Source organism: Pseudogracilibacillus sp. SO30301A, from assembly GCF_037072025.1.
Lineage (GTDB): Bacteria > Bacillota > Bacilli > Bacillales > Amphibacillaceae > Pseudogracilibacillus.
This window is the reverse complement of sequence record NZ_JAXHDD010000110.1, coordinates 1-2,592: the sequence shown is the minus strand read 5'-3', so window position 1 is coordinate 2,592 and position 2,592 is coordinate 1. Positions and strand designations below refer to the sequence as shown.

Genomic DNA, 2,592 nt, shown 5'->3' with positions numbered 1-2,592 from the left:
TAAGCTTGCAACCCCTGATGGTGCAATAGTTTCAGGAAGCAAAGTGAAAAACTCGCATGCAGCAGAAAACTTTTTCAGAGCAAAGATTGAAGATGTGAAGGGGATTGGGAAGGGGAGTAAGGGGACGGATAATGAACTTCTATCACCTAATGGGAGTTTTATTGATTCGAGGTTAGAGTCTAATTACGCAAATTATCTTGCACGAAAAGCAAAAGAGGGAAAACTACCAAAGGATAGGTTAGAATGGAAAGAGGCAAGAGATTACTGGTTAAACGATTCTCCTATGGCAAGGGGAAATAAGTTTAACAAGAGTGTGAGAAAAAGACGTATATACAATTACCATGAGATCCACTTAGAAAATGGGAAAAGATTAGATTCATATGATCCTATTGCTAAAGAAATCATTTCAAGGAAAGCAACAGATTTAGATATGGTTGACGAAAAAACATACAGTGCATACTTAAAAGAAATGAATCAGAAATACTCAGCTGAAACTAAAATACGCTCAAATCGCTACCCAGAGCTGGATGGGAGAAAGTTGGAAGGTGAACTTATCTTGGAAATCCCGGCATCCAATAAAAATTTACCTGATATTGAAAGGTACAAACAAATTGCTAAGGAATATGGAATAAAATTAAGATTTATGGAGGAGTAGAGAATGAGTTTTGAGTTAAAACCCGAAATTAAAACTTCTTTAGAAAAAATTCGATTTGTAGATAGGTATAAAGAAATGTCCAATCGTTTTAATGGAAATCCCGACGACAGTTTTGAGAACTTTGAAATAGATACTGTTGTTGAAATAATTAAAGGGTTTGGGTATGAAGTATCTTTTGACAAGAAAGAAAACTTTTTTAAGGTAGGGGTTATAGATAACTCACCCAATTATAAGATATGGTTTAATATAGTTTTAGAATATGGAATTACAGAGTTTATTTGGGTTGTTTATCATAATAATGAGGTAAGATTAGGGAGTCCTTGGAGTGTTTACCCAAGATTATTAATTGATCCAAGTAAAAGAATAACAGAACCAATTTTTAGAAATTATAAAGAATTAGAAGAGATATTAGAAGGTGCATTTGTAATGTATGAAGACTTCAAAACTGAGTTAATCAATTTGTATAGTGAACATAATAGATAGACAAAATTTGATATTAAGTAATACCTTGATAGGCTTGAGTCCTCTCAAGGTATTTTTATTTTAAGTATAATTTTATTTAGGATGAATAACAAGAATTATTAATTACGATAAGAAGAAAATGACAGAATGACAAAGCTCGGCGATAAACAACTGGCACGTGAAAGGGGTATTTTATTGCATATGGAAAATAAAAATAAGGCTGTGTTTGTCCGGGAGACGGTCATGGACTAATGGTACTGCTATACCTGTAACCAATCAAGGATAAATAAGGGGAAGAACTAGGTTCCGTTTTCTCTGCGTTTATACTAGGTATCGATTTAATTATCAAAGAGGGGTATTCCGGTTAAAAAGTAGGCACAGGAGATCGATCGGTTCATAGGAGGACTGGCACCACTGGATTTTATTCCAAGCGTAGGTTCCGTGAAAAAGTTTGCGATCTTAGGTAGAGTCGGAAAATTAAAGCAAGCTGCCGCAATAAGTCTGAAAACAGCTCCAGCAATGAGACTAAAGGATATGGTGAAAGGGTCGATTCATACCGCACGTCTAGAAGGTCTGAAGCGGATGAACCAGATAAAAGACTTCGCCATAAGGAGTGGTGAAATAATGGGCTATGAATTTATTAAGGCCAACGCAGAAAATAATTTTTATCCAGTGACTGAAAATGAAGTCAAAGAGGTTGAGAAGGAACTGGATTTAAAGTTTCCTAAGGAGTTAGTTACTTTTTTAGAGTGGTTGGCTACGGCTTTATTAAAGGTTCTGAGTTTAATATCAACGTAATTATGGACCCTTATTCTGTGAGAGATTTTAGGCTAAGAGTTAATGATTTTGAGTTTTATCCCGACATAGACATCTATGATGAATTTGAAAATAACAAACTAATATTTTTTGAAGGTAGTGAATCGGCTTTAATGTCAATCGAGTTGAATGAAAAAAATAGCAATCTGATTTACTATTATGATATTCAGATTGCGACCTCTCTAGATGAATTTTTAAGAAAAATAGATGAAGATGATAAATATTACTTAGAGTTAATAATTGATTAATAATCTAATAAAACTGGTACCTTGATTGGTTCAATACCTTTCAAGGTTTTTAACTTTAACTAAGATTAAACCAGCAGATAAATCAACGTAGAATCTCTTATTAGAAAATATGACACTGATGGATTCGTAAACTTTACCCATGATAATCAGAAAAGTAAATACCATCATCTGAGTGAAGATTTTCAAGCCTTACATTTATTTGTAGGCGAAGTCGGAGCCATTGTCGATGATGTGATCGATGAACGCTTTTACAAAGACATGGATAAATTTGTCGAAGCGATTCGGGATTTAACGATTGAAGGGTATAAAACGACGAACCGGATCGGCGCAATGCAAAAAGTGAATACAGATTACATACCAAGCGGTGAAATACCGAAAGCACAAATCACGCTGGATGATCTTTTCGGCGGT

General features: G+C 34.5%; 1 protein-coding gene and 3 pseudogenes. All 4 read left to right on the top strand.

The genetic code is table 11. The annotated features are described in order from the left end of the window. Positions 1 to 655: pseudogene (locus SPD89_RS22525) on the top strand (hypothetical protein); the annotation flags it as partial. A gap of 3 nt (positions 656 to 658) precedes the next feature. Beyond that, a complete protein-coding gene (locus SPD89_RS22520) occupies positions 659 to 1,138 on the top strand; it encodes a hypothetical protein (RefSeq protein ID WP_336264188.1) in 480 nt (159 codons plus the stop codon). 603 nt (positions 1,139 to 1,741) lie between these two features. Beyond that, positions 1,742 to 2,181, top strand: a pseudogene (locus tag SPD89_RS22515) (SMI1/KNR4 family protein). A gap of 231 nt (positions 2,182 to 2,412) precedes the next feature. Continuing rightward, a pseudogene (locus SPD89_RS22510) lies at positions 2,413 to 2,592 on the top strand (hypothetical protein); the annotation flags it as partial.